Origin of the sequence: Imbroritus primus (assembly GCF_964332355.1) — a bacterium.
GTDB lineage: Bacteria > Pseudomonadota > Gammaproteobacteria > Burkholderiales > Burkholderiaceae > Imbroritus > Imbroritus primus.
Map to the genome: position 1 here is coordinate 2,731,085 of NZ_OZ201293.1, position 22,465 is coordinate 2,753,549.

General features: G+C 60.9%; 16 protein-coding genes, 2 tRNA genes and 3 rRNA genes. 10 read left to right on the top strand and 11 right to left on the bottom strand.

The features are described 5' to 3' along the window. Nucleotides 1-59: 59 nt before the first annotated feature. Complete coding sequence (locus ACQ3C8_RS12520; RefSeq protein ID WP_428853080.1) at nucleotides 60-1,253, top strand: M20 aminoacylase family protein; 1,194 nt, start codon at nucleotides 60-62, stop codon at nucleotides 1,251-1,253. Between the two features lie 48 nt (nucleotides 1,254-1,301). Here ACQ3C8_RS12520 and ACQ3C8_RS12525 read toward each other — a convergent pair whose 3' ends face one another. From ACQ3C8_RS12525 to mltA, 8 genes are all read right to left on the bottom strand, one after another. Next, the gene (locus ACQ3C8_RS12525) at nucleotides 1,302-2,075 is read right to left on the bottom strand and encodes a DUF3047 domain-containing protein (protein WP_428851749.1); all 774 of its coding nucleotides are present in this window, start codon (nucleotides 2,073-2,075) and stop codon (nucleotides 1,302-1,304) included. Between the two features lie 484 nt (nucleotides 2,076-2,559). After that, nucleotides 2,560-2,672, bottom strand: a 5S ribosomal RNA gene (rrf, locus tag ACQ3C8_RS12530). A 133-nt stretch (nucleotides 2,673-2,805) separates the two neighbouring features. Further along, nucleotides 2,806-5,686, bottom strand: a 23S ribosomal RNA gene (locus ACQ3C8_RS12535). Nucleotides 5,687-5,964: 278 nt separating this feature from the next. Further along, nucleotides 5,965-6,040, bottom strand: a tRNA-Ala gene (locus tag ACQ3C8_RS12540). 49 nt (nucleotides 6,041-6,089) lie between these two features. Continuing rightward, nucleotides 6,090-6,166 (bottom strand) — tRNA-Ile (locus tag ACQ3C8_RS12545). 60 nt (nucleotides 6,167-6,226) lie between these two features. Continuing rightward, nucleotides 6,227-7,760: ribosomal RNA gene (locus ACQ3C8_RS12550) — 16S ribosomal RNA — on the bottom strand. The 16S, 23S and 5S rRNA genes sit together here with 2 tRNA genes alongside, the layout of an rRNA operon. 587 nt (nucleotides 7,761-8,347) lie before the next feature. Continuing rightward, the gene (locus tag ACQ3C8_RS12555) at nucleotides 8,348-9,124 is read right to left on the bottom strand and encodes an enoyl-CoA hydratase (protein WP_428851750.1); all 777 of its coding nucleotides are present in this window, start codon (nucleotides 9,122-9,124) and stop codon (nucleotides 8,348-8,350) included. A gap of 34 nt (nucleotides 9,125-9,158) precedes the next feature. Then, the gene (gene mltA / locus ACQ3C8_RS12560) at nucleotides 9,159-10,211 is read right to left on the bottom strand and encodes a murein transglycosylase A (protein ID WP_428853081.1); all 1,053 of its coding nucleotides are present in this window, start codon (nucleotides 10,209-10,211) and stop codon (nucleotides 9,159-9,161) included. 140 nt (nucleotides 10,212-10,351) lie between these two features. Between mltA and ACQ3C8_RS12565 the strand changes: the two genes are divergently transcribed. After that, nucleotides 10,352-10,513 (top strand): hypothetical protein, encoded by a 162-nt coding sequence (locus ACQ3C8_RS12565; protein ID WP_009523616.1) that lies wholly within the window; start codon nucleotides 10,352-10,354, stop codon nucleotides 10,511-10,513. Between the two features lies 1 nt (nucleotide 10,514). On the opposite strand, the gene apaG is transcribed toward ACQ3C8_RS12565, so the two are convergent. Further along, entirely contained in the window at nucleotides 10,515-10,889 is a 375-nt protein-coding gene (gene apaG, locus ACQ3C8_RS12570; RefSeq protein ID WP_009523617.1) for a Co2+/Mg2+ efflux protein ApaG, read from the bottom strand. Nucleotides 10,890-11,108: 219 nt separating this feature from the next. On the opposite strand from apaG, the gene rpe reads away from it, so the two are divergent. The 8 genes from rpe (at nucleotide 11,109) to ACQ3C8_RS12610 (ending at nucleotide 18,280) form a co-directional block, all read left to right on the top strand. Then, complete coding sequence (gene rpe, locus ACQ3C8_RS12575; protein WP_428851751.1) at nucleotides 11,109-11,804, top strand: ribulose-phosphate 3-epimerase; 696 nt, start codon at nucleotides 11,109-11,111, stop codon at nucleotides 11,802-11,804. Continuing rightward, nucleotides 11,801-12,532, top strand: coding sequence for a phosphoglycolate phosphatase (locus ACQ3C8_RS12580; RefSeq protein ID WP_009523619.1), 732 nt, complete (start codon nucleotides 11,801-11,803; stop codon nucleotides 12,530-12,532). Before rpe ends, ACQ3C8_RS12580 begins: the two co-directional genes overlap by 4 nt. A 407-nt stretch (nucleotides 12,533-12,939) precedes the next feature. After that, nucleotides 12,940-14,445 carry an anthranilate synthase component I gene (gene trpE / locus ACQ3C8_RS12585; protein WP_428851752.1) on the top strand — a complete coding sequence of 502 codons (1,506 nt, stop codon included), beginning with the start codon at nucleotides 12,940-12,942 and terminating at the stop codon, nucleotides 14,443-14,445. Between the two features lie 11 nt (nucleotides 14,446-14,456). Then, a complete protein-coding gene (locus ACQ3C8_RS12590) occupies nucleotides 14,457-15,026 on the top strand; it encodes an aminodeoxychorismate/anthranilate synthase component II (RefSeq protein ID WP_428851753.1) in 570 nt (189 codons plus the stop codon). Further along, the gene (trpD, locus tag ACQ3C8_RS12595; protein WP_037030734.1) at nucleotides 15,023-16,054 is read left to right on the top strand and encodes an anthranilate phosphoribosyltransferase; all 1,032 of its coding nucleotides are present in this window, start codon (nucleotides 15,023-15,025) and stop codon (nucleotides 16,052-16,054) included. Before ACQ3C8_RS12590 ends, trpD begins: the two co-directional genes overlap by 4 nt. A gap of 5 nt (nucleotides 16,055-16,059) precedes the next feature. After that, complete coding sequence (gene trpC, locus ACQ3C8_RS12600) at nucleotides 16,060-16,866, top strand: indole-3-glycerol phosphate synthase TrpC (RefSeq protein ID WP_428851754.1); 807 nt, start codon at nucleotides 16,060-16,062, stop codon at nucleotides 16,864-16,866. Beyond that, complete coding sequence (locus ACQ3C8_RS12605) at nucleotides 16,863-17,525, top strand: CYTH domain-containing protein (protein ID WP_428851755.1); 663 nt, start codon at nucleotides 16,863-16,865, stop codon at nucleotides 17,523-17,525. Before trpC ends, ACQ3C8_RS12605 begins: the two co-directional genes overlap by 4 nt. Next, a complete protein-coding gene (locus tag ACQ3C8_RS12610) occupies nucleotides 17,522-18,280 on the top strand; it encodes a uracil-DNA glycosylase (protein ID WP_428851756.1) in 759 nt (252 codons plus the stop codon). Before ACQ3C8_RS12605 ends, ACQ3C8_RS12610 begins: the two co-directional genes overlap by 4 nt. Nucleotides 18,281-18,345: 65 nt before the next feature. On the opposite strand, the gene ACQ3C8_RS12615 is transcribed toward ACQ3C8_RS12610, so the two are convergent. Both ACQ3C8_RS12615 and ACQ3C8_RS12620 read right to left on the bottom strand, forming a co-directional pair. Continuing rightward, a complete protein-coding gene (locus ACQ3C8_RS12615; RefSeq protein ID WP_428851757.1) occupies nucleotides 18,346-20,589 on the bottom strand; it encodes an FUSC family protein in 2,244 nt (747 codons plus the stop codon). A gap of 9 nt (nucleotides 20,590-20,598) precedes the next feature. Continuing rightward, nucleotides 20,599-22,401 (bottom strand): M61 family metallopeptidase, encoded by a 1,803-nt coding sequence (locus tag ACQ3C8_RS12620; RefSeq protein WP_428851758.1) that lies wholly within the window; start codon nucleotides 22,399-22,401, stop codon nucleotides 20,599-20,601. Between the last annotated feature and the right edge of the window lie 64 nt (nucleotides 22,402-22,465).

Consider the following 22,465-nt stretch of genomic DNA (forward strand, 5'->3'; position numbering starts at 1 on the left):
GTTCACCGTATCATGTGGCTTTAGGCTTCCTGGTCTTTCAGGCCATCACGACCCCGATCATGACCCGCATCACCGATATCGAACGCACCCGCTCGGAGTTCGAAGCGATCCGGCGTGACATCCATGCGCACCCGGAACTCCGCTACGAAGAGCATCGTACGGCGGATCTCGTGGCCGCCAAACTGGAGCAATGGGGCATTCCCGTCACGCGCGGGCTCGGCAGGACCGGGGTGGTGGGCACCATCACCGCAGGCTCCAGCAAGCGTGCCATCGGCCTGCGTGCCGACATGGACGCACTGCCGCTGCAGGAACAGAACACCTTCGCACACCGCTCCGTGCATGACGGCAAGATGCACGCGTGCGGGCATGACGGACACACCGCCATGCTCTTGTCCGCCGCCCACCATCTGGCGCAGACACGGAACTTCGACGGCACCGTCCATGTTATTTTCCAGCCCGCGGAAGAAGGCGGTGGCGGAGCCCGCGAGATGATCGCCGACGGCCTGTTCAAGCAGTTTCCCTGCGATGCGGTATTCGGCATGCACAACTGGCCCGGACTGCGAGTTGGCGCTTTCGGCGTCCGCAAGGGCCCGATCATGGCCTCGAGCAATGAGTTCTGCATCACCGTGCATGGCAAGGGCTGCCATGCCGGCCTGCCGCACTACGGCAATGATCCGCTGTTTACGGCGACGCAGATCATCTCGGCCCTGCAAAGCATCGTCACACGCAACAAGCGGCCGATCGACAATGCCGTGCTGTCCATCACGCAGTTCCATGGCGGCGATGCCACCAATATCGTGCCGGACAGCGTATGGTTCGGTGGCACCGTGCGGACGTTCACGCTCGATGTACTGGATCTGTTCGAGACGCGCATGGAACAGATCGCCCGTTCGGTCGCGGCGGCGTTCGACTGCACTATTACGTTCGAATTCCAGCGGAACTATCCGCCCACCATCAACTCCGCTGCCGAAGCCGAGTTTGCCGCCGGGGTCATGCACGAGCTCGTTGGCGAAGACAATACGCTGAGCGATGTCGAGCCGTCGATGGGGGCCGAGGACTTTGCCTTCATGCTGCTGGAAAAGCCAGGCTGCTATGTCTTCATCGGCAACGGCGAAGGCGAGCACCGCGATGCGGGGCACGGCCTCGGCCCTTGCGTCCTGCATAACCCGAGCTATGACTTCAACGACGAGATCCTGACGCTCGGCGCGTCGTACTGGGTGCGGCTTGCGGAGAAGTGGCTGGCACAGCCCTGATGATGCCGGCCTCGATGGCCTTGGCCATCTCACCTGGATCGTGCGCCGTCAGTCGAGCACGATATCGCCATACCATGCGCGCACGTGCGATTTCGTATTGTCGGTATCCGTCATGACGCCCAGGGCCAGGACGGGACCAGGATCGGTGCCGAACGCCTTGCGATAATCCGCCTGCAGGTCGCGCTCGTGGGCGCGCCACCTACCGATCTCACCCTTGCCACTGTCGACGACAATCATGCGGACCCGGTCCGTGTGCGGATTGGCCACCACAGACCCCACCGGCCGCCGTGCTCCCCAAATGTACATCAGGGTCGCGTAGGGCATTTCCCTGCCGGTCGTCACGCGCGCCATCTCGAACATCAATTGATCCTTGAGCGGCAACGTCGCAATGTCCCCGCCGAATGCCACGAAGATGCGCAGCGGCGAGTCTTCCCGCTGGCGCGAACTGTTTTCGGCCGCCTCGATCCAGTTGTCCGTTTTCCACTCCCAACGCAAATGCCGGCGTTTGCCCGGAACCAAAGGCACATACAGCCCGGATGCCGAGCTCGCCGCATCCGCACGCAAGGCGATCCGCGTGCCTTCCTGCGCCAACTGATACTCCGTCGCAACCTTCTGGCGATTCAGAATCCAGGGCTTCCAGCCTTGCGGCAATATTCCGGTGGATTGCCCCGAGAATGGCGGCACGTGGGTAGCGAGTTGATTGGCCTGTGCTACCGGCTCATGCTGCGCACGAGGTGCCGCGCGCTCCAGGGGCGCACACGCCCCAAGCAGCGCAGCCGCCGCACAGCCCAGGAAAATCAACTGACAAGACGAAATACGCATCCCGATGTCCACAGCATGGATGAGTCTGGTAAGACGACCACGTTAGCAAAGTGTTCCCGGTTTGGAAACACCTGAGTCGGCATTCGTGGCCACCCACGTTCATGTGCCCGGAAAGTCTCCAAGGTATCCATCAACGCCGCCTATTCAATATTCAAAAGGCTCCGGAACACGGCCTCTCCTTGCCGCCCGAGCGCCAGACACGGGGAGAGTGCCTGGACATAAACGCAAGCAATCCAGCTGATGACTGAACCAGCATTCATGTGGATGCTGCTGGAATGTTCCGGGAAGGCAGGCGAGAGGGCAATGCAACCGGATCAAGGATGTGAGCACTGGCCGGAGTGAATCGCTGCAGAAGGGGGACGAATGAAGGGTTAGGTGGAATGGAGCCTGGAAGCCGATATTGCGCGGGCGGGCGCTATGGTGATTCTGTCGCTGTAAAAGCAAAACCCCCACAAGCGTGAGCTTGCGGGGGTTTTAAAGGAGAGCCTGGCGATTACCTACTTTCACACGGGAATCCGCACTATCATCGGCGTGGAGTCGTTTCACGGTCCTGTTCGGGATGGGAAGGGGTGGTACCAACTCGCTATGATCACCAGGCATGACTTGTTGTTTCGCTGCAGAGGTCAACGAAACCAATCGGGGATGTAGTCGTGCAGCGTTGCTGCACGTGGAATGGGTTGTAACTGAATCAGGCACAAGCTGGTTTCAACCTGCGAAACATACTTGTTATAGGATCAAGCCTCACGGGCAATTAGTACTGGTTAGCTTAACGCATTACTGCGCTTCCACACCCAGCCTATCAACGTCCTGGTCTCGAACGACCCTACAGGGGAATCAAGTTCCCAGGGATATCTCATCTTCAGGCAAGTTTCCCGCTTAGATGCTTTCAGCGGTTATCTCTTCCGTACATAGCTACCCTGCGATGCCTCTGGCGAGACAACAGGTACACCAGCGGTACGTCCACTCCGGTCCTCTCGTACTAGGAGCAGCCCCCGTCAAATATCCAACGCCCACGGCAGATAGGGACCAAACTGTCTCACGACGTTTTAAACCCAGCTCACGTACCTCTTTAAATGGCGAACAGCCATACCCTTGGGACCGGCTACAGCCCCAGGATGAGATGAGCCGACATCGAGGTGCCAAACACCGCCGTCGATATGAACTCTTGGGCGGTATCAGCCTGTTATCCCCAGAGTACCTTTTATCCGTTGAGCGATGGCCCTTCCATACAGAACCACCGGATCACTATGTCCTGCTTTCGCACCTGCTCGACTTGTCGGTCTCGCAGTTAAGCACGCTTTTGCCATTGCACTTTAGGCACGATGTCCGACCGTACCAAGCGTACCTTCGAACTCCTCCGTTACAGTTTGGGAGGAGACCGCCCCAGTCAAACTGCCCACCATACACTGTCCCCGACCCGGATTCACGGGCCAAGGTTAGAACCTCAAACAAACCAGGGTGGTATTTCAAGGATGGCTCCACGCAGACTGGCGTCCACGCTTCAAAGCCTCCCACCTATCCTACACAGATCGGTTCAAAGTCCAATGTAAAGCTGCAGTAAAGGTTCATGGGGTCTTTCCGTCTAGCCGCGGGGAGATTGCATCATCACAAACACTTCAACTTCGCTGAGTCTCGGGAGGAGACAGTGTGGCCATCGTTACGCCATTCGTGCAGGTCGGAACTTACCCGACAAGGAATTTCGCTACCTTAGGACCGTTATAGTTACGGCCGCCGTTTACCGGGACTTCAATCAAGAGCTTGCACCCCATCATTTAATCTTCCGGCACCGGGCAGGCGTCACACCCTATACGTCCACTTTCGTGTTTGCAGAGTGCTGTGTTTTTATTAAACAGTCGCAGCCACCAATTTTTTGCAACCCCTTCACCCTCCTGGCGCAGGCCAGTCAAGCTACAAGGGCGTACCTTATCCCGAAGTTACGGTACCAATTTGCCGAGTTCCTTCTCCCGAGTTCTCTCAAGCGCCTTAGAATACTCATCTCGCCCACCTGTGTCGGTTTGCGGTACGGTCTTGTTAAACTGAAGCTTAGAGGCTTTTCTTGGAACCACTTCCGATTGCTTCGCGGCACAAGGCCACTCGTCCCAACCCCTTGAATTACGCGCCCGGATTTGCCTAAGCGCCTTCTCTGAGTCAGAAACCGGGACATCCAACACCCGGACAACCTTCCGCGATCCGTCCCCCCATCGCATTTAACAATGGTGCAGGAATATTAACCTGCTTCCCATCAGCTACGCATCTCTGCCTCGCCTTAGGGGCCGACTAACCCTACGCCGATGAACGTTGCGTAGGAAACCTTGGGCTTACGGCGAGGGGGCTTTTCACCCCCTTTATCGCTACTCATGTCAGCATTCGCACTTCTGATACCTCCAGCATCCTTTACAAGACACCTTCACAGGCTTACAGAACGCTCTCCTACCATGCGTGCAAGCACGCATCCGCAGCTTCGGTGTATTGCTTAGCCCCGTTACATCTTCCGCGCAGGACGACTCGATCAGTGAGCTATTACGCTTTCTTTAAAGGGTGGCTGCTTCTAAGCCAACCTCCTGACTGTTTTAGCCTTCCCACTTCGTTTCCCACTTAGCAATACTTAGGGACCTTAGCTGGCGGTCTGGGTTGTTTCCCTCTTGACACCGGACGTTAGCACCCGATGTCTGTCTCCCGTGATTGAACTCTTCGGTATTCGGAGTTTGCTATGGCGAAGTAATCCGCAATGGACCCCACAACCATGACAGTGCTCTACCCCCGAAGGTTAGACACGAGGCACTACCTAAATAGTTTTCGGAGAGAACCAGCTATTTCCAGACTTGTTTAGCCTTTCACCCCTATCCACAGCTCATCCCCTAATTTTTCAACATTAGTGGGTTCGGTCCTCCAGTACGTGTTACCGCACCTTCAACCTGGCCATGGATAGATCGTCTGGTTTCGGGTCTACACCCAGCGACTGAACGCCCTATTCGGACTCGCTTTCGCTACGCCTTCCCTAGTCGGTTAAGCTTGCCACTGAATGTAAGTCGCTGACCCATTATACAAAAGGTACGCCGTCACCCCCGAAGAGGCTCCGACTGTTTGTATGCATGCGGTTTCAGGATCTATTTCACTCCCCTCCCGGGGTTCTTTTCGCCTTTCCCTCACGGTACTGGTTCACTATCGGTCGATTACGAGTATTTAGCCTTGGAGGATGGTCCCCCCATCTTCAGACAGGATTTCACGTGTCCCGCCCTACTTGTCGTACACCTAGTTCCACAAATCAGTTTTCGCATACAGGGCTATCACCTGCTATGGCCGGACTTTCCATCCCGTTTTGCTAACTGTTCTGCTAAAGAGTACAAGGCTGTTCCCATTTCGCTCGCCGCTACTTTGGGAATCTCGGTTGATTTCTTTTCCTGCGGCTACTTAGATGTTTCAGTTCACCGCGTTCGCTTCCGTAACCTATGGATTCAGTTACGGATGACCCATTCGGGCCGGGTTTCCCCATTCGGACATCTCCGGATCAAAGCTTGTTTGCCAGCTCCCCGAAGCTTTTCGCAGGCTACCACGTCCTTCTTCGCCTGTAATCGCCAAGGCATCCACCACATGCACTTGTTCGCTTGACCCTATAACGAGTATGTCTCGAAAGACTTTGCTCATTACAGGTTGAGTTTTAGCGTTGTGCCGTATTCCAAGTCATCTTTCGATCACTTAAATACTTTTGATACAATCACAACCCGATATCGCGTTTGTATGTGCGCCTCATCAACGCACCGCGATATCTTTACTACATCCCTAATTGTTAAAGAACAGCCGAGTTTGCTTTTTCAAGCGCTCGTCTTGGCTATGCCAAACGCAAGCACACTCGCATGTGCTTGCGTTTAGCATTCCAATTCCAAAGGTGTGGTGGAGGATGACGGGATCGAACCGACGACCCCCTGCTTGCAAAGCAGGTGCTCTCCCAGCTGAGCTAATCCCCCATCTGTGAAGCTCGGATCCTTGCGAACCCATCCTGCAACACGCCTTGAATGGTGGGTCTGGTAGGACTTGAACCTACGACCCCCGCCTTATCAAGACGGTGCTCTAACCACCTGAGCTACAGACCCTTGGCTGTAACATCAAACAAACCGATAAGTGTGGACGCCTGCTTTTGAATGCACGCTTTGAAAGGAGGTGATCCAGCCGCACCTTCCGATACGGCTACCTTGTTACGACTTCACCCCAGTCATGAACCCTACCGTGGTAATCGCCCTCCTTGCGGTTAGGCTAACTACTTCTGGTAAAGCCCACTCCCATGGTGTGACGGGCGGTGTGTACAAGACCCGGGAACGTATTCACCGCGGCATGCTGATCCGCGATTACTAGCGATTCCAGCTTCACGTAGTCGAGTTGCAGACTACGATCCGGACTACGATGCATTTTCTGGGATTAGCTCCACCTCGCGGCTTGGCAACCCTCTGTATGCACCATTGTATGACGTGTGAAGCCCTACCCATAAGGGCCATGAGGACTTGACGTCATCCCCACCTTCCTCCGGTTTGTCACCGGCAGTCTCTCTAGAGTGCTCTTGCGTAGCAACTAAAGACAAGGGTTGCGCTCGTTGCGGGACTTAACCCAACATCTCACGACACGAGCTGACGACAGCCATGCAGCACCTGTGTCCACTTTCCCTTTCGGGCACCTAATGCATCTCTGCTTCGTTAGTGGCATGTCAAGGGTAGGTAAGGTTTTTCGCGTTGCATCGAATTAATCCACATCATCCACCGCTTGTGCGGGTCCCCGTCAATTCCTTTGAGTTTTAATCTTGCGACCGTACTCCCCAGGCGGTCAACTTCATGCGTTAGCTTCGTTACTAAGGAAATGAATCCCCAACAACTAGTTGACATCGTTTAGGGCGTGGACTACCAGGGTATCTAATCCTGTTTGCTCCCCACGCTTTCGTGCATGAGCGTCAGTGTTATCCCAGGGGGCTGCCTTCGCCATCGGTATTCCTCCACATCTCTACGCATTTCACTGCTACACGTGGAATTCTACCCCCCTCTGACACACTCTAGCCTTGCAGTCACAAATGCAATTCCCAGGTTAAGCCCGGGGATTTCACATCTGTCTTACAAAACCGCCTGCGCACGCTTTACGCCCAGTAATTCCGATTAACGCTCGGACCCTACGTATTACCGCGGCTGCTGGCACGTAGTTAGCCGGTCCTTATTCTTCCGGTACCGTCATCCCCCCGAGGTATTATCCCAAGGGATTTCTTTCCGGACAAAAGTGCTTTACAACCCGAAGGCCTTCTTCACACACGCGGCATTGCTGGATCAGGCTTTCGCCCATTGTCCAAAATTCCCCACTGCTGCCTCCCGTAGGAGTCTGGGCCGTGTCTCAGTCCCAGTGTGGCTGATCGTCCTCTCAGACCAGCTACTGATCGTCGCCTTGGTAGGCCTTTACCCCACCAACTAGCTAATCAGATATCGGCCGCTCCTATAGCGTGAGGCCTTGCGGTCCCCCACTTTCACCCTCAGGTCGTATGCGGTATTAGCTAATCTTTCGACTAGTTATCCCCCACTACAGGGCACGTTCCGATATATTACTCACCCGTTCGCCACTCGCCACCAGGTGCAAGCACCCGTGCTGCCGTTCGACTTGCATGTGTAAGGCATGCCGCCAGCGTTCAATCTGAGCCAGGATCAAACTCTATAGTTTAAATCCAAGTTTTCGCTCTTACTCGAGCGGTCGCTCTCATCAGAATCTGACGATAGATGTTTCCATCTACCTCATACTTCTGTGTGAGCACTTCATATTACTTTAGCTAGAGGCCGAAACCTCCGCATCCGCAACCAAGCGCCCACACTTATCGGCTGTTTGTTTGTTAAAGATCTTCAGTCACTGAACTTTGTCCAACTGACTTTGTACTGCTCACCTCTTACTGCTTCGTTCTGCGCTGCGTTCGTTGCAGCAGAGAAACGAGATTATGAAGAGCTTTTACCTCTTCGTCAACTACTTTCTGAAATCTTTTTTATCCAGACCCCAGCGCAGTCAACTCGCAGCACTCATCCAAATTCCCCGGAGAGCACCACCCAGCAAGCTTCGGCAGATTTCTCATCCACCCCACTCACCGTCACCACCCAAACCCCGTCGCCGCTTGTGCCGCGTCGCTGTCTGGTAGCGAGGGCCGAATCTTAGGCAACTTTCGATGGCTTGGCAAGCCTATTTGCGAAAGATTTTTGAGTTCCCTATCAAATCAATCACTTAGCAATATTCGACTTGCAGCACTGCGCAAACGAGCATGCCTAGCGGTGTCGAAAATCCGGTGGCCGCTTCTCGACGAACGCCTGCATGCCCTCTTTCTGGTCGTCCGTTGCAAAGGTGGCATGGAACAGCCTGCGCTCGAGGTGCACGCCTTCGGCCAGCGTACTTTCGTAGGCAGCGTTGACGGATTCCTTGATCATCATGACGATCGGCAGGGAGTAGCCAGCCACCGTGGCAGCGGTCCGCAAGGCTTCATCGCGCAACCCGGCGAGCGGCACGATCCGCGATACCAGGCCGGCACGCTCGGCTTCATCGGCGTCCATCATGCGCCCGGTGAGACAGAGCTCCATCGCCTTGGCCTTGGCAACTGCGCGCGGGAGCCGCTGCGTGCCGCCCGCACCCGGCATGGTGCCGAGCTTGACCTCGGGCTGGCCGAAGCGCGCATTGTCCGCCGCCAGGATGATGTCGCACATCATGGCGAGTTCGCAGCCGCCACCCAAGGCGTAGCCGGCGACAGCCGCGATCACGGGCTTGCGCACGCGACGCAGGGTTTCCCAGTTGCGCGTGACATAGTCGCCCTTGTAAACGTCCATATAGGAGTAGCCCGCCATCATGCCGATATCGGCGCCAGCAGCGAAGGCCTTGTCGCTGCCGGTGATGACGATGCAACCGATCGCTTCGTCGGCGTCGAAACGCAACAGGGCGTCGCCAAGTTCGTCCATCAGCGCGTCATTCAAGGCATTGAGCGCCTTGGGACGATGGAGCGTGATCACGGCGACGCGCTCGACCGTTTCCACCAAGATGTTCTCGTACGACATGGCGAGTCCTCGCAGTCCGTTCGTGGTTGAAAGGTCAGGTGCGTGGCTTGAGCACCCACATCTGGCCGCGCTGCTTCATGCGCCCGGCCTGCTCCCCGGCCGCATCGCCAGCCCCCCAGAAGAAGTCAGCCCGTACCGCGCCGCGAATCGCCGTGCCGGTGTCCTGCGCGAACATCAAGCGCTGGATCGGCTCGTTCGAGAGCGGGCGGGTGGTCGAGAGGAATACCGGCGCGCCCAGCGGGATGGCCTTTGGATCAACGGCAATCGAGCGTTCGGCCGTCAAGGGCACGCCAAGCGCGCCGATGGGACCATCGTTGCTCGGCGGCAATTCGCGGAAGAAGACGTAGCGAGAATTCACGTTGAGCATCTCGTCGACGCGCCCCGGATTGGCGCGCGCCCATGCCTTGATGCCCTGCATGGTGGCCTGCGCGGGCGTGATCTCGCCGCGATCGAGCAGCCAGCGACCGAACGAACGGAATGGCTGGTCGTTGGTGCCGGCATAGCCCACGCGCATGACGCCACCTTCGGCCAGCTGGATGCGGCCGGAGCCCTGGATCTGTAGGAAAGCGGCCTCGACCGCATCGTCCACGTAGACCAGCTCGGCGCCGCGCAACGCGGGACTGCGCAGCAGTTCAGCCCGCGCTGGCATGGCCCGGCCGCGCAACTGCGGTGGCAGCGTATGCAATGGAATCTGATACTGGCCGCGGCGTGTACGCGAGCCGCGCAGCACGGGTTCGTAGTAACCCGTGACCAGGCCGGTGTCGGTGCCGTCACTGTTGACGACACGATACGGAACGAAGTTGGTTTCGAAGAAGCGCTTCACGGCAGCCGGGTCGCCGGCATCAAACATCAGCGCCTCGCTGCAGGGCCGGGCCCATTCGGCACGGCGCTTCAGGACTTGGCAGCCGGATTGCAGCGCGGGCCAGGCGGCGCGCACATCGTCGCTGTTCCAGCCATCGATTTCAGCCCATGCCGCCGGTTGCAGCGTTCCCGCCTGCGGTGGCGGGGCTACCGGGGGTGAGACGGGCGGCGTGGTCACGCATCCGGCGAGCACGGTGAGGGCCGCCAGCCCGCCAAAGCGCAGCATGCGCGCCAAGCGTGCTGACGCGATTGCAAAAAACGAGGGAATCGAAACGTACTTCAAGCGTCTACTCTCCTACATCCGACTCGCGCAGCGCATGCGCGCCAGTCGCCTACAATATTGCCGCAACCGAGGTGCGTACAAACATGACTGAATTTCTCGAACGATATCCAATGCTCCTGCTGGCGCTGGAAGCCGCGGCCGCCCTCGCCCTGCTCATCTTCATCGTGGTCTGGACGATGAGTGGCGCCAAGAAGCACCCCCGCCCGCCGAAGCCACCCGCTGAACCGCCCAGGCAGGACGGCTGATTCAGTGCAGCATGCGCGGCAGGACCAGCGCAAACTCCGGGATCTCGACTTCGAAGCGATGGCCGTCTTCGGCCACGCAGAAGTATTCGCCGCGCATCGTGCCAGTCGGCGTGGGGATCGACGCCCAGCTGGTGTACTCGAATTCCTCGCCCGGTCGCAGCAGCGGCTGGTGCCCGACCACGCCAAGGCCGGAGACCTCCTGCACCTTGTTGTCGCTGTCGGTAATGATCCAGTGCCGCGAGATCAGTTGCGCCGGCACGGTGCCGGTGTTGCGGATATGAATGGTATAGGCAAACGCATAGCTGTTTCGTTCCGGCGCCGACTGGTCAGGCAGGTGCTGCGTCCGGACGGTGACGGAGAAAGCGTACTGGCTCATAGGGCGGCCCCGCGGCACATGCCGCATCTGAAGTGAAGATGCATTGTGCGGGATGTCGCGGGCAGCGGCAAGCCGCGCCCGCCGGGCGGCCACGCGGAAACGCGACACGGTCCGGACGCGGGAGGGATGTTCCGCGCGCACCACGCCCCGCCCATCCGCACGGCCAGCCGGGGTAAAATCGCACTTTTACGGCGCCGCGCCATTCCCCTGCCTGACGAGATGACAACCCCTACCTACCGCATCGCCCCCTCGATCCTGTCCGCCGACTTTGCCCGCCTGGGCGAGGAAGTTCGCCGCGTGACCGAAGCGGGCGCAGACTGGATCCACTTCGATGTGATGGATAACCACTATGTGCCCAACCTGACGATCGGACCCCTGGTGTGCGAAGCGATCCGCCCGCACGTCACCGCGCCCATCGACGTGCACCTAATGGTTCGCCCGGTAGATCGCATCATCCCCGACTTCGCCAAGGCCGGTGCCAATATCATTACCTTCCATCCGGAAGCCTCCGACCACATCGACCGCTCGCTGGCGCTGATCCGCGACCACGGCTGCCAGGCCGGACTGGTCTTCAATCCGGCCACGCCGCTGCATTATCTCGATCATGTCATGGACCGCATCGACGTGATCCTGCTGATGTCGGTCAACCCAGGCTTCGGCGGCCAATCGTTCATTCCGGAAACACTCAACAAGCTGCGCGACGCCCGGGCCCGCATCGATGCCTACACCGCCCGTACCGGCCGGGAGATCCTGCTGGAAGTCGATGGCGGCGTAAAGGTCGACAATATTGCCGAGATCGCCGCCGCAGGCGCGGACACCTTCGTCGCCGGCTCCGCCGTGTTCGGCAAACCCGATGCCGATGGCGGCTACAAGGGCATCATCGGAGCGCTGCGCCAGGCGCTGGCGGCCGTATGAGCGCGCCCCGCCTGCCCGGCGTCGAGGCCTGCATCATCGACCTCGACGGCACCATGCTCGATACCGCTGGCGACTTCCATGTCGCGGTCAACACCATGCTGGCCGAACTGGCGCAGCGGCACGACCTGGACTGCGCACCACTATCACGCGAACAGATCATCAGCTTTGTCGGCAAGGGGTCGGAAAACCTCATGCGGCGCGTGCTGGATGTGAGCGTTCCGCCTGCCGCCGCCAACAGCCTGTTCGCCGAGGCACTGGCGCTGTACAACCGCCACTATATTGCCGTGAACGGTCAGCACGTGACGATGTACCCGGAGGTCCGCGAAGGTCTGGAAGCCCTCAAGGCGGCTGGCCTGCGCCTGGCGTGCGTGACCAACAAGCCACACGACTTCACCGTCCCCCTGCTGGAGAAAACGGGGCTCGCCCATTTCTTCGAGCTGGTGTACTGCGGCGACACGTTCCCCTACCGCAAGCCCGATCCGTACCCGATGCTGCAGGTTGCCACCGTGTTCAATATCGCCCCGGAGCGTTTCGTGGCCATCGGCGATTCCGAGAACGATGCCAAGGCCGCCCGCGCCGCCGGCATGCGTGTGCTGACAGTGCCGTATGGCTACAACCACGGGCAAGCTATACAGTCCGTCGATTCGGATGGTATAGTTTCCTCGCTGCTCGAAGCCGCGCAATGGATTGGCGCGGCACCGGTCCAGCAGGTCGGCAGCGTGGCCTGACGCATTGGCCACGCACATCATTCGCTTCAACGACGCCCATGTTTCTCAACCGCAAACGCATCTTTTCTGGCAGTGACCGGGGGGCTTGGCCCTGGCGGCACTGGCACGCCTTCGCCCCGGCGTGAATGCGTTTGCACGGTTCCGACTCCAGCCCTTCCCGGTGCATTTCCGGATGGCAGCCCACTGAACGGACTGCCGCCAGATACCCGTCAAACACCTCCACGCCCTGACTTCGCGCGCCTTCCGGCTACAATCCGGGGGCATGTCGAAGCGAGTCCGGGTGGACGCCTGACTGTCCAGGCACCTGACCCGCCATGCCATGCAAGCAGCCGGGCGCCGAACGAGCGCGCAGGTTGCACCGTGCGATCCGCATTCCCAGACCGCGGACCGTGCCAACAAGGATCGCTATGACCGAGATCGAATTCAAATCCCTGGCAGACCAGGGCTACAACCGTATTCCGCTAATTGCGGAAGCGCTGGCCGACCTGGAAACGCCACTGTCGCTGTACCTCAAGCTGGCCCAGTCGACAAACCGGGGCGTCAACACGTTCCTGCTGGAATCGGTGGTCGGCGGCGAACGCTTCGGCCGCTATTCCTTCATCGGCCTGCATGCGCGTACCCTGCTGCGCGCCAGCGGCCAGCGCACCGAAGTAGTGACCGACGGCGCCGTGGTGGAGACCAATACGGGCAACCCGCTCGACTTCATCGCTACATTCGAACAGCGCTTCAAGGTGGCGCTGCGCCCCGGCCTGCCGCGCTTTTGCGGCGGCCTGGCAGGCTATTTCAGCTACGACGCGGTGCGCTATATCGAGAAGAAGCTGGCACATACGCAGAAGAAGGACGACCTCGGCCTGCCCGACATCCAGTTGCTGCTGTGCGAGGAGCTGGCCGTCATCGACAACCTCTCCGGCAAGCTCTATCTGATCGTCTACGCCGACCCGAGCCAGCCGGAAGCCTATTCGCGCGCGCGCCAGCGCCTGCGCGAGCTGCGCGCCAAGCTGCACCAGCCCGTGGATGCGCCGGTCACGAGCGCTTCGATGCAGACCGATGTGTTCCGCGAGTTCGACAAGGCCGACTACCTCGCCGCCGTCCACAAGGCCAAGGAATACATCATGGCCGGCGACATGATGCAGGTACAGATCGGCCAGCGCCTGACCAAGCCGTTCCGCGATGCGCCGCTGTCGCTGTACCGCTCGCTGCGCTCGGTCAATCCGTCGCCCTATATGTATTTCTACAACTTCGGCGACTTCCAGATCGTCGGTTCCTCGCCGGAAATCCTGGTGCGCCAGGAAGAGCGCAAGGCCAATGGTGAGTCGAAGCGCATCGTCACCATCCGCCCCCTGGCCGGCACGCGCCCGCGCGGCAACACGCCCGAACGCGATGCCGAGCTGGCCACCGAGCTGCTCAACGATCCCAAGGAGATCGCCGAGCACGTCATGCTGATCGACCTGGCGCGCAACGATATCGGCCGCATCGTCGAAACCGGCAGCGTCAAGGTGACCGACCAGATGGTGATCGAAAAATACTCGCATGTGCAGCACATCGTCAGCTCGGTCGAAGGCGAACTGCGTCCCGGCATGACCAATCTTGACGTGCTGCGCGCCACCTTTCCGGCCGGCACGCTGTCCGGCGCGCCCAAGGTGCGCGCCATGGAAATCATTGACGAACTCGAACCGGTCAAGCGCGGCATCTACGGCGGCGCAGTCGGTTATCTGTCGTTCGGCGGCGAGATGGACATGGCCATCGCCATCCGTACCGGCGTGATCAAGGACGGCAACCTGTATGTGCAGGCCGCGGCCGGCATCGTGGCCGACTCCAATCCTGAGTCGGAATGGAAGGAAACCGAAGCCAAGGCCCGCGCGGTGATCCGCGCGGCGGAACAGGTACAGGACGGCCTGGACGCGGATCTCTGAGGAACACAGCCATGCTTTTGATGATCGACAACTATGATTCCTTCACCTACAACCTCGTGCAGTACTTCGGCGAGCTCGGTGAGAATGTGCGCGTGTTCCGCAACGACGAAATCACGCTCGACGAAATCGCCGCCCTCGCGCCGGCCCGCATCTGCATCTCGCCCGGCCCCTGCACGCCGCGCGAAGCCGGGGTCTCGGTAGATACGCTCAAGACTTTCGCCGGCAAGATCCCGATGCTCGGCGTGTGTCTCGGCCACCAGGCCATCGGTGAAGCCTTTGGCGGCAAGGTGATCCGCGCCAAGCAGGTGATGCACGGCAAGGTCAGCGACATCGAGACTACTGGTGTTGGGGTGTTCAAGGATCTGCCCAAGCGCTTCAGCGTGACGCGCTACCACTCGCTGGCCATCGAGCGCGAGTCGCTACCCGACTGCCTCGAGATCACCGCCTGGACCGAAGACGGCGAGATCATGGGCGTGCGCCACAAGACGCTGGCGATCGAGGGCGTGCAGTTCCACCCCGAATCGATCCTGTCCGAACACGGCCATGCGCTGTTGAAGAACTTTTTGCTGGGAGCCCGCTGATGATCACGCCACAGGAAGCGCTGACGCGCTGTATCGAACACCGCGAGATCTTTCACGACGAAATGCTGCACCTGATGCGCATGATCATGCAGGGCGAGCTGTCGCCCACCATGACCGCCGCCATCATCACCGGCCTGCGCGTGAAGAAGGAAACCATCGGCGAGATCACCGCCGCCGCGCAAGTCATGCGTGAGTTCGCGACCAAGGTGGAAGTCGCCGACAACTCGAATTTCATCGACGTGGTCGGCACGGGCGGGGACGGCTCGCATACCTTCAATATCTCCACGGCCTCGATCTTCGTCGTGGCCGCGGCAGGCGGCAAGGTCGCCAAGCATGGCGGCCGCAGCGTCAGTTCGAAGTCGGGCAGTGCCGACCTGATCGAGGCGCTCGGCGCAAGCCTGACCCTTACGCCAGAGCAGGTCGCGACCTGTATCACGGAAACCGGCGTCGGCTTCATGTTCGCGCCCAATCATCACCCGGCCATGAAGAATGTTGCTCCGGTCCGCCGCGAGATGGGCGTGCGTACCATCTTCAACATTCTCGGCCCGCTGACCAACCCGGCCGGCGCACCAAACATCCTGATGGGCGTGTTCCATCCGGACCTCGTCGGCATCCAGGTGCGCGTACTGCAACGCCTGGGCGCCACGCGCGCCACGGTGGTGTACGGCAAGGATGGCATGGACGAGGTGTCGATGGGCGCGGCCACCATGGTCGGCGAATTGCGCGACGGCAAGATCCGCGAATACGAGATTCATCCGGAAGATTTCGGCCTGCAGATGATTTCCAATCGCAGCCTGCGCGTCAGCGGTGTCGAGGAATCGAAGGCCATGGTCTTCCAGGCGCTCGACAACGTGCCGGGCACGCCGCGCGAGATTGTCTGCCTGAATGCGGGTACCGCCCTGTACACCGCCGGCATCGCCAGCTCGATCGAGAACGGCATCGCCCGCGCACGCGAGGCGATCGCCAGCGGCGCGGCACGTGCCAAGCTGGAGCAGTTCGTCCAGGCCACCCAACGTCTCCAGGGCTGATTGCCATGTCCGACATTCTCGAAAAAATCCTGAGCGTCAAGCGCGACGAAGTGGCTGCCGCGCAAAAGCAGCGCAGCCTGGCCAGCCTCCGTAACGATGCCGAAGCCAGCCGCAGCGATGCGGTGCTGGGTCCGCGCGGTTTCGCCAATGCCATGCGTGACCGCATCGCGCGCGGCGATGCAGCCGTGATCGCCGAGATCAAGAAAGCCTCCCCGTCGAAAGGACTGCTGCGCGCCGACTTCCGCCCCGCCGAGATTGCCGCCAGCTACGCCGAGCATGGCGCAGCCTGCCTTTCGGTGCTGACCGACCAGCCGTTCTTTCAGGGCCATCCCGATTATCTGCAGGCGGCCCGCGCCGCCTGCGTGCTGCCGGCGCTGCGTAAGGATTTCCTGGTGGACCTGTACCAGGTTTATGAAGCACGCTGCTGGGGTGCCGACGCGATCCTGCTGATCGTGGCCGCACTGGACCATGGCCTGATGGCCGAGATGGAAGCCTGTGCGTTGGAACTTGGCATGGATGTGCTCGTGGAAATCCACGACGGCCAGGAACTCGATGCGGCCCTGCGCCTGAAGACGCCGCTGCTTGGCGTCAACAACCGCAACCTGCGCACCTTCGAAACGTCGCTGGACACCACCCTGGGTTTCCTCGGCGCGATTCCGCAGGATCGCGTCGTGGTCACCGAGTCCGGCATCCATACGCCGGCCGACGTGGCGAAGATGCGCGGCGCGGGCGTCAATGCCTTCCTGGTTGGCGAAGCCTTCATGCGCGCCGACGATCCGGGCGCCGAACTCGCACGACTGTTCCGCGCATGAGCGCCGAAATCGAGCTGAAGCTTGCGGTGGCCACCGAGCAGGTCGCGCCACTGCTGGCATGGCTCGAACATGAAGCCGGTCCGGCCGTGCAGCAGACGCTGCGCAACATCTATCTCGACACGCCCGACCTTGCACTGCACCGGCAGCGCACGGCGCTCCGGCTGCGCGAAGTCAGTCGTGACGGCAGCGCCCACTGGGTCCAAACCCTGAAAACTGCCGGGCGCAGCGTCGACGGTCTGGTCATGCGCAACGAATGGGAGTGCGGCATTGCCGCCGCAGCCCTTGAACCAGATCGCTTCCCGCCGGCAGCGCAGGCGGTTCTTCAGCCACTCGTAACCACACCGCTACCTATCTTTCGCACCGATTTCCTCCGTCACACCTGGCGCGTCCCCGTGCAAGGCGGCACGGTCGAGATTGCCTTCGACGAGGGCGCTGTTACGCTGATGGAGCGCGCAGAGCATGCATCGCTGCCCATCCGTGAGCTGGAGCTTGAATGGCTGAGTGCAAGTGACAATCCTGATGCAGATCCGACGGCAACTGCCGTAGCAGGCCTGCGTGCCCTGGCGGCCCGGCTCGATGTCGTCGGCCCTTTTGTGCCCAGCGACGCCAGCAAGGCCGAGCGCGGCTATCAACTCTATCTGGAATACCAGCGCTCATGACACAAGGTTCGCTGTTCGATGCTCCTGCACCGTCGGCCGTACTTGATGAACCGCTCGCCGCACAGGCGGCACGTCTGCCGCGCGACTGGCATGCGCTGCTCGAGCCAGTCTGGGGAACTGCGAACTGGCAGCGCCTCGCGCAGTTCGTCGACGATGCCCGTGCAACCGGCAAGCCGGTTTTCCCGCACGACGTATTCCATGCCCTGCATCTCACACCGCTGGAGAGCGTGCGCGTGGTGATTCTCGGCCAGGACCCCTACCATGGCGTCGAACAGGTCGATGGCACAGCCGTGCCGCAAGCGCATGGCCTGGCCTTCTCGGTACCGCGCGGCGTGCGCATTCCGCCAAGCCTGCGCAACATCTACAAGGAAATCAGCGCCGAGACCGGCCAGCCCCCACCGCACAGCGGCAATCTCGAGGGCTGGGCGCGACAAGGCGTGCTGCTGCTGAACACGGTGCTGACCGTGGAACAGGGCCACGCGGCCAGCCACGCCAAGAAAGGATGGGAAGCGGTCACCGACCATCTGCTGCATGCCCTGGCACAGCGCCGTGAACACCTGGTCTTCCTGCTCTGGGGTAGCCATGCGCAAGCCAAGGCACCGCTGTTGACGGGTACGCATCTCATCCTGCAGGCGCCGCATCCATCGCCGTTGTCGGCGCATCGCGGCTTTCTCGGTTGCGGACATTTTGCGCAGGCCAACGCGTGGCTCGCCCGACATGGCGAATCTGTCATCGACTGGCTCGCGACGGGCTGAGGTGAAATCCTGAGGCGCGACCGACCTCGATCGTTGCTCTCGCTCGTGGCGCTCAGAGGTCGCGCTTAGTCGTCGCGCTTGCGCATGGCCCGGCCGATGCCGCCGGTACGCAGTGCGATCTTGGCCGCATCGGCGCGCAGCGCCCGCAGGCGACGATCGAGCAGATGCGCCGCATCGGGGTGTGCCGCCTCATCCGCCACCGCTTCCGGCAAACCCAGGACGGCAGCCCGGTCGGCGGAGTCCGCCACATGCTCGCGCGTGTCGATGCGCTGCTCCGCCTGCTCTATCTGTACGCCAACGCCCGTCTGCTCGGGCACATTGCCTTCACGCAGCCGTTCGCTGGCCAGGCACAAGCTGTCGTAGGCAGCATTGGTAGCCGTTTCCACCCCTTGGCGCGCCGTCACCGGATCGAGCTGATGGATCCGCTGCAGCAGCAGAATGCGCACGGCCGCCACGTGGGCCGCCACCAGATAGTTCTGCACGATGAAGCGGTTCAGGTTGTCCACCGCGCGCTGCCGGCCCTTCGGCTCGTCGAGCATGCGGCCGAACGCCGAGATCAGCGCAGACAGGCTATCCATGAACTGCTTGCGGTGGATGCGATATAGAAAGTCGCTGGGCGACACGCCCAGCAGCAGGTCGCGCGTGGCACGGATATAGCGCCGGTTAGTGTCGAGCACGTTTTCGACCAGCCGCGGCAGGTTGCGATACTCCCAGTTGGGCAGCACGAAACTGAAGATGCTGGCAATCAATGCGCCCGCCAGCGTATCAATGATGCGCTCGCTGACCAGCGCCTTGCTGTCCGGCATCAGCAGGTTGAACTGCAGCAGGATCTGGATGCAGGTGGCCATCACCGTGTAGCGGTACTTGATCGTGACGAACGCCACGCCGGCTGCCATCGAGATGAACAGCAGCACCAACAGGACGCGCGGATCGTGGATGAAGCGCAGGATAAGGACGGCAACGATACACCCCACCACCGTGCCGATCACGCGGTCGACCCAGCGCTGCTTGGTCATGCTGAAGGTCGGCTTGAGAATCACCACGATGGTGACCAGAATCCAGTAGCCATGCGCGGCATAGGGCAGCCGGTCGATCACCACCAGTCCGGCCGCGACGGCCAGCGCAATGCGCACGGCGAAACGGAAGACCGGCGAGCGCCAGGTGAGGTTCTGCACGATGGAGCGCCATTCGTACTTCTGGCGCGTCACGAAGGCCGTCATCTCGCCAATCGACATGCCAGCGCCGGCATCCGCCTCGGCGCGCGTCGCGGCATGCAGCTGGCCGATCAGCACGACCGCACCGCGAATCATCTCGAAAGTATCGGACAGCGCCGTCATCGCCGTTTGCGAGATACCGTGCGGACTGTGACCCAGCTCGCTCAACTCTGTTTCGATGGCGCGGATATCCGCCGCGTAGTCGGTAGTTGCGTAAGACGCGCGATTGCGCGTCACTGCGTAGGCAACATCTTCCATGTCTTCCTGCAGCCGATGGACCATACGGCCGAGGAAATCCAGGATGTCGGTGCCGGCGAATTCCTTGCGCAGCGTCTGGTAATCGGTGTTGGTCGAGAGGATGTACTCGTAGACATCCAGCATGCGCAGGTGGATCTGCAGCAGGCGCCGGTCCTCGGCCGTGCGCACGTCGCGCAGCACAAGGTCACGCGCCATCTGCTGGCGCTCCGCCAATACGATCTGCTGCCGCACCAGCTGGTTGAACTGCGCATCGAAATCGACCGACATGTCATAGAAGCCGGCCTTGATCTCCAGGTACTGGGCCTGCTCGAACAGGCACTCCGCCAGGATCTGCTCTTTGGTGCGCCGGCGCAGCAACCAGCTGACGGCCAGCGCATAGGCCATGTACAGGAAGCCGCCCGCAGCGAACAGCAGCGCGTGCGTGAGGGCATTGCGAAACGCAAAGTCGCCCATCAGCGTCAGCGCCATGATGAACAGCATGGAGAACTGCAGCGGCATGGTCTTGTTGCCGTAGACCGTGAGCATGCCGGAGAAAAAGCTGATGGCCACCAGCAGGATCGGTAGCAACCACGGAATGCCGGAGGCGAGCGACACCACCAGCGTTACGGCAGTACAAAGCAAGGTGCTGGCCAGCATCTCGTTGAACTTGTGCCGCAAGGGGCTGGGCAAGTCCATCTGTGCGGTACACAGCGCACCGATGGATACCACCATGGCGGTACGCATGTCGGTGAAGTTCATGGCCAGCATGGCCAGGCCGATCACGCCGGCGGCGGTACGCACCCCACGGTACGCATAGTGGCTGAAGACGAACGACCGGACGTCGTGCGCGTATTGCATGATGAGCGGTCAGGCGCCGAGCCAGTGCTGGCGCAGCGCATGCCGGCCAGGCGCGAGCGCGAGCCGGTAGGCCGTGTTGTGGTCCGGCAGCAACAGCACCTCCGCCACGCCAAGCACGTCGCGCCGGAAGTAATGAATCTCGACGAGATCCCCGGGCCGGTAGCGGGCCAGCATGCGATCAAGTTGATCACCCGCAATGCGCAGGCCATCGAGCGCCACCAGGATATCGTCGGCTGCCAGCCCGGCACGCTGTGCCGGACTGCCGTCGAGAACCTGGCGTACGCGCAGCAGCGGTCCTTCGGCGCTGACCTTGGCCCCCAGCGGCGCAAACGCCGCTGGCGCATCCGCGCTCTTCACACCGAATGTCTTGAGCAGTGGCATGAGTGACAGCTCACCGGTCCCTTCCGTCAGGCTGCGGATCAGCCGTCCGAGCGACAGGCCGCTGATCTCGTCGAACAGCGCCAGCACGTCGTCCAGCGTGACGCCACGCTGCTGCGCTTGCGGCGCATAGAAATCCTGCCCATAGCGCGTCCACAAGGCGCGCATGACATCGTCGAGCGAACGCTTGCCGGCGGTCTTGCTGCGGATCGTCAGGTCAAGCACAAGAGCGACCAGCGCACCTTTGGCGTAGTAGCTGACGATCGCATTCGGTGCGTTTTCATCCTGCCGGTAGTACTTGGTCCACGCATCGAAGGAGCTCTCGGCGACGCTCTGGCGGCGACGGCCACTGCCGCGCAACACACCGTTCCAGGTCTTGGCCAGCAACCCGAGATACTGCTCTTGCGTAATCAGGCCGCTGCGCACCAGCGTCAGGTCGTCGTAGTAGCTGGTGAAGCCCTCGAACAGCCACAGCAATGGCGTGTAGGTTTCGGCGGCGAGCGCATACGGCACGAATGCCGCGGGCTTGATGCGCTTGACGTTCCAGGTGTGGAAATACTCGTGGCTGCACAAGCCGAGGAAGGTACGATAACCGTCCGTCGTTTCCGGCTTGCCGATCACGGGCAGATCGCCGCGCGCACAGATCAGCGCCGTGCTGGCGCGATGCTCGAGGCCACCGTAACCGTCGGTAGTTACCATGGTCATGAAGACATAGCGCTGCGACATGTCGAGGAAAGGCGCCTTGCCGTGACGCGGATCGAACAGGCGCATCTGCGTCTGGCAGACCTGCCGCAGGTCGCGGCAGATCCGTTCGAGGTCGAGATTAGGCACCACCCCCGTGAACACCACGTCATGCTGCGCGCCCCCGGCTTCGAATGAGGCCAGGGCGAACTCACCCATTTCCACCGGATGGTCGATCAGCTCGTCATAGTCACGCGCCTCGTACACGCCGAAGCCATAACGCTTGGCACCGCCGCGCCCCGTCGCTTCACGCAATGCGGTGGCGACGCGCCAGCTGCGATAGCGTGTGCCGTACGGTCGGCGGATATCGATGCGGCACGGCGCATGTTCTTGCCCTTCGACGCAGAGGAACACCGAGGTACCGTTGAAGAACCCATGCGTCGCATCGAGATGCGCCGCCCGCACCGACAGATCCCAGGCGTAGACCTCATAGGTCAGCGTGAGCGGTCCGCTGCAGCGCGCCGCCTGCCAGGTGTGCTTGTCGAGCTTGCGCAGCCGTACTGCCTTGCCATCCGCCGCGGCACGGATCGAGACGATATGCCGTGCGAATTCCCGGATCATGTAACTGCCGGGAATCCACGCCGGCAAGGCGAAGCGCTGGCCGGCCGGATCCGGTTCGGCCACGGTGAGCGCCACCGTAAACAAATGCGCTTCGGGATGGCTCGGTTCGATGGTGTAACGGATAGGCGTCATGCGCGTATTGTAGCGCTCCCGCCTGGCTGTTCCGCTATTGCCGGACCGGGAGAGGCGATGGGTC